Annotated in this window: 8 protein-coding genes and 1 pseudogene; all 9 read right to left on the minus strand. The window is 40.2% G+C overall.

Features of this window, described 5'->3' with window-relative positions; translation table 11 throughout:
* Positions 1-121: 121 nt before the first annotated feature.
* Positions 122-646 carry a hypothetical protein gene (locus tag L1076_RS26700; protein ID WP_140108731.1) on the minus strand — a complete coding sequence of 175 codons (525 nt, stop codon included), beginning with the start codon at positions 644-646 and terminating at the stop codon, positions 122-124.
* 163 nt (positions 647-809) lie between these two features.
* Complete coding sequence (locus L1076_RS26705; protein WP_237304859.1) at positions 810-1,412, minus strand: Shedu anti-phage system protein SduA domain-containing protein; 603 nt, start codon at positions 1,410-1,412, stop codon at positions 810-812.
* 36 nt (positions 1,413-1,448) lie between these two features.
* Positions 1,449-1,766 carry a hypothetical protein gene (locus L1076_RS26710; protein WP_237304861.1) on the minus strand — a complete coding sequence of 106 codons (318 nt, stop codon included), beginning with the start codon at positions 1,764-1,766 and terminating at the stop codon, positions 1,449-1,451.
* A 35-nt stretch (positions 1,767-1,801) separates the two neighbouring features.
* Positions 1,802-1,930: a DUF3265 domain-containing protein gene (locus L1076_RS27085; RefSeq protein ID WP_072609596.1), complete on the minus strand. Its 129-nt coding sequence runs from the start codon at positions 1,928-1,930 to the stop codon at positions 1,802-1,804.
* Positions 1,918-2,433 (minus strand): GNAT family N-acetyltransferase, encoded by a 516-nt coding sequence (locus tag L1076_RS26725; RefSeq protein WP_005445228.1) that lies wholly within the window; start codon positions 2,431-2,433, stop codon positions 1,918-1,920. Before L1076_RS26725 ends, L1076_RS27085 begins: the two co-directional genes overlap by 13 nt.
* A 142-nt stretch (positions 2,434-2,575) precedes the next feature.
* Complete coding sequence (locus L1076_RS26735) at positions 2,576-2,860, minus strand: hypothetical protein (RefSeq protein ID WP_237304862.1); 285 nt, start codon at positions 2,858-2,860, stop codon at positions 2,576-2,578.
* 360 nt (positions 2,861-3,220) lie between these two features.
* A complete protein-coding gene (locus L1076_RS26745) occupies positions 3,221-3,547 on the minus strand; it encodes a hypothetical protein (RefSeq protein ID WP_237304864.1) in 327 nt (108 codons plus the stop codon).
* A 25-nt stretch (positions 3,548-3,572) separates the two neighbouring features.
* Positions 3,573-3,696 (minus strand): annotated as a pseudogene (locus L1076_RS26750) (DUF3265 domain-containing protein).
* Positions 3,680-4,132 carry a hypothetical protein gene (locus L1076_RS26755; protein ID WP_009704196.1) on the minus strand — a complete coding sequence of 151 codons (453 nt, stop codon included), beginning with the start codon at positions 4,130-4,132 and terminating at the stop codon, positions 3,680-3,682. Before L1076_RS26755 ends, L1076_RS26750 begins: the two are co-directional and overlap by 17 nt.
* Between the last annotated feature and the right edge of the window lie 586 nt (positions 4,133-4,718).

Genomic DNA, 4,718 nt, shown 5'->3' on the forward strand with positions numbered 1-4,718 from the left:
CTGTTAAGGGGTGAGCAACGCAATACAAAAGCCACCGCATACCACCTTAATCACTAAAAACGACGCACAGTAAAAATGCCACGCGTTGCGAATCCCTCTTAAACAGTTTGTTATGCATATCCTACAGCGTGCTTAAAAATTTCTTGATCATGGCGCTGCAAGCCCCAATGTCATTCACATAAGCAAGACTTTCTCCTGTATCTAATTTCTTTATTTTTTCAGAGTAACGCACACCTTGTATGTGACCTTTAGTGCCATTTGAGTCATCATGATTTGCCACTTCGTTATCATGTTCAATGATTGCCGAATAGTAATTGCGCACCTGACCAAACAGGTTGATGTTTTGTATCAAGACACCAACCACGTCACCACTAAGTAAGTCATCTATTTTTCCAACGCAAACCGTATCTTCATTACCCACATAGTTATTTAAGTTGACCAGTAGATTTTTCTTGGATTTAAAGTATTTAACAGAAACCTTTTCATTAGAGATGGTTTTGGTATCAATTACTGCGTTTTTTACATTGTGGACGTCAATAAGGTACGCCGTATAATCACTGCCTTTGTACATTTTATACCCACACGTAGCGAGCCCTAAAACTACTACAGCCATACCTAAACAAATGAATATATTTTTTAACTTCATTTTTATTTTGCTACCTATCGAATTCTGAATAAGAAAAGATGCATAACGCCCAATTAAGGGGTGAACAACGCCACTACCCAAACCTAAAGTATTGTGCCATAAACACTAAAACTGAAGTAGAAGCAAAAGTGCCAAGCGTTGTGAATCCCTCTTAAATTGCTTGTTAGCAGTTTTGCCCAAGTATACGCTTAGCTCTTTCTAACACATGGTCAAAAGTCATAATGGTTAGATTGTGGTAACTTGAGTTCAAGATTCTAAATGCTTCTTGTTGCTCAGTATTCCAGTCATTAGACCGTCCATAAATTAGTGTACATCTAGGTTTGATTGTCGTGACACCACCAACCCGCTTAAAAAATTTCTGGCTATCCGCTTCTCGCTCGACTTCATGGATATAAATGGATGACTGAGTAATAGCCTTAATTAAATCAGAATGTGGTATATAGTTTCCATGATCGAGTGTTGACTGCCAAAACTTCAAACCACCCTCAGGACGTTTGATTTCAACTATATCGAGGAATCCATCATAACTTTGCATGAGAAAATCAGATATATTCGCAGTGTCGATAGTGCGTTCATCTAGGACTTTGACAAAGTCTGTACCTAACACCCAAGAATTATCTTCAAACCATGCCTGCCAATTATTTTCTGTAAGGTCTAGCTCTAACATGGCATTAAATTGGTCGATCGCCCGTGAACGTTTAGCGTGAGCTAAACCTATTTCTAGATCACTTGGAATAACTTCATTTTCAATTAGAAAATTGAGCATTCTTTCACGATCATCGAGGTTTAGTAATTGTTTAACCTAATGAGCGACACTCTGATCGTATGGGTTATCAAGTGGTATGAATGCCTTTGTACCATTTTTGAATGGTTCATAGTTTTCTTGAATAAAGCTGATCAAATTGACAAATTCATCTCCAGTAAGGGTTAATTCACTCTTTGGTTTGTCAAGTTCAGCCACTTCACTTTCAAACCACTCTTTTGGCTTATGATAGCGTCCAATTTTAAGATGAACTTCATCATCACGAGTATTATGTGGAACTTTCCACATACCTGCGCGAGTGATTACCGTTTTTTTATCTTTTAATACTGTGAATTTTTGTCCATTAACTTTTGCCACTGAACTCTCCAATTACTGAAACTGCTAACGCCCAGTTAAGGGGTGAAGCACGCAATGACCAAGCCGCTGCATGGCACTTCAACACCTAAATCAACGCATACCAAAAATGCCACGCGTGCTGAATCCCTCTTGAACTGTTTGTTATGTGAATTTATGCCTCTGATATATAAACACTTACTTCACGATCTTTACCTTGCATGCGGTTTGTCTGATCGCCTACGTATTTTACACCGAGCTTTTCAATAACTGATTTTGAACGCTCATTTCCAACTAAATGCATTACTTTTAACCTTGTTAATCCATAATGCTTTTTTGAAAATGAAATCAGAACCTTAGATGCTTCTGTAGCATAACCACAGCCCCAGTAAGGAACGCCTAACCAATAGCCCAGAATACCTAAACCATTTTCCAGTTTTGGAAAACTAATAGCACCAATAAGCTCAGAACTCTCTTTTAGGACAATGGCATAGACAATACCTTTACCACTTAAAAACAACTCAGCATGTGTACGAATCCAATTTTCAGCATCACTAACTGTATATGGATACGGAATATTTGCTGTCATTTCTGATATTTGCTTGTCGCCAGCCAACTCTGAAACGCGCTCAGCGTCAGACATAGAAAATGGTCGTAATATTAGTCTTTCACTTTCAATTGCTTGCTGCATAATTTCCCTATTCACATAACGCCATGTTAAGGGGTGAGCGACGCAATACCGAAGCTTCTGCATACCACCTTAATCACTAAAACCAACGCATAGTGAAAATGCCACGCGTTGCGAATCCCTCTTAAACATTTTGTTAGGCAAATTAGTCAACGTCCCACTGTGTCCAATGTTGACATAAGATAAGCTCACCGTCATTCTCTGCCTTATTTAGCGGTAGATCGTATAGATCTAGGAACAATTGCTCGATGTATTTAGCTTGCCTGTTCGTGCAAGGAAAATATGAGAAGTAAATGAGCATCTCATCTGAGAAGTTTTTCTTTTTCCAGTGAGAGCGCAAACGAGAATTAACGTAGCCTTTACCAACATACAGACATGTCATGTGATAACGGTCATGCTGGGCACAATAGTCTTTTTTATGCCAAAGCATATAGATACCGGATTGTTCTCCAATGCCCCAGAGCTCAAGTTGATGGTCTGCGATGGTTTCGTCCGTAAACCAACCAATATTCGATTTCGATATTTGAGATAGACTGAAACCAAAGTTTGTCTCCGTGGATAATACACGATCGAAATTTGCGTCTGTATCACTACAGCTACAATTACAAAATTCAAAACAGCCCATATTTTCTCAGTTTGTTCCCATATTTGCCTAACGCCCTGTTAAGGGGTGAGCAACGCAATACCAAAACCGCCGCATACCACCTTAAACACTAAAACCAACGCATAGTGAAAATGCCACGCATTGCGAATCCCTCTTGAACAGTTTGTTATGTTTGTGCTGACGTAGCTAGACAAACTTATGGTTGTAGAGAGGTAAAATGTTGATCACTGGTTCTTCGTAAGGGTGAATTGTTCGAATAGCATCAAGTGCAGCTTGAACTAAAGACTCTTGGCATCTAACGTCAATTCTGACCTCTTCACCAAAGTTAATTTCACCCTTCTCGCCAGTAACAGGTTCCGAGCTTTCAGTTGGTCTCCAGAACCCTGAAATATTTACGATAGAAATAACGCTATCATAGTCACCCACAACACCTGCACCAACTGAGTTAAGAGCATCACGGATAGCTAAAACTTCTGTTTCAGGTGCATAGATTTCTAGCTTGAATTCCATCATTTCTACCAAAAAACATAACGCCCTGTTAAGGGGTGAGCAACGCAATACCAACGCCGCCGCATACCACCTTAAACACTAAAGCCAACGCATAGTAAAAATGCCACGCGTTGTGAATCCCTCTTGAACAGTTTGTTAGGCGAATTTCCCAAGTCTTTCGCTGTCTGGCACCTGTTGGTTTAAGGTAGCTAACTTTGATAACGCAATTTGATATTGACCATTACTAGGTAAAGGCTTGCCTGAAAATAGCTCCCAGATACGCAAACCGCTACCATTGTAAAATTCTTCAAATGTGCCATCAGGAAGAATTTTGATTACGATTGCGTGTTCTGGGCAACTTCTAAATGCGACTCGAGTAGATTGTGTCGCTTTAATTTCAACCTTTACGCCTGACGGACCTATTGCATCGAAGCCTTTATTCGATGCCGTTAGTAGCTCAAGTCCATAAGCATCGGCAACTAAACATTCGCCTAAACTACCAACCATGTGACCATCTGGTGTGAAATGCCTACCCGGAAACATATTTTCTAGCTCAGAAACTGTCTTATACAAGTCTTTGACCAAACTTCTAAATTTCTCGTGATCCAAATTAACACTCCTGTTCGCCTAACGCCTTGCTAAGGTGTGAGTAACGCAATACAAAAGCTACCGCACAGCGCCTTAATCACCCTAAGCCACCGCATAGTAAAAATGCCACGCGTTACGAATCACTCTTAAGCAATTTGTTAGTACATGCGCCACTTCTATTTATGCGCTCCAAGATATTGAAAAGTAGCATGATATGAAAGACTTTGAACACTGAAATGGGACGGGCAGCTACAAAACTTTACCGTCATTGAAGGACGAGAGTTGGCTAGAAGAAAAACGCACGGAACTGCCCTACTTTTACTGGCTTCAAATTAGAAAAGGATTCGGTCCTCGTACTCCGACGACAGCATCAATTACAACCAAGGTTCTCTCAAAAGCCACCACGAAAATGAAGAAGCACCAAAGAAATAGGCTAAAAGTTAGAAACCGTAAACGGTGAAATCAAAGCAAACACTCCGCACATAGTGCCACCGGAGAGAACGTGAAAGGTACAAACTGAAAGGTGTAAAGACGAACGCCAAAACAGATAAACACCAAAACTTATGACCTTTGATGTCAAACCCGTACTAACGCCCTGTTAACGTAC

The organism is Vibrio sp. MMG023 (assembly GCF_021654215.1).
GTDB lineage: Bacteria > Pseudomonadota > Gammaproteobacteria > Enterobacterales > Vibrionaceae > Vibrio > Vibrio jasicida.

Coding starts and splice junctions, on each gene's coding strand:
- L1076_RS26735 (WP_237304862.1), bottom strand. CDS start 2,860: ATGCTTTGGCATAAAAAAGACTATTGTGCCCAGCATGACCGTTATCAC.
- L1076_RS26705 (WP_237304859.1), bottom strand. CDS start 1,412: ATGCTCAATTTTCTAATTGAAAATGAAGTTATTCCAAGTGATCTAGAA.
- L1076_RS26700 (WP_140108731.1), bottom strand. CDS start 646: ATGAAGTTAAAAAATATATTCATTTGTTTAGGTATGGCTGTAGTAGTT.
- L1076_RS26725 (WP_005445228.1), bottom strand. CDS start 2,433: ATGCAGCAAGCAATTGAAAGTGAAAGACTAATATTACGACCATTTTCT.
- L1076_RS26745 (WP_237304864.1), bottom strand. CDS start 3,547: ATGATGGAATTCAAGCTAGAAATCTATGCACCTGAAACAGAAGTTTTA.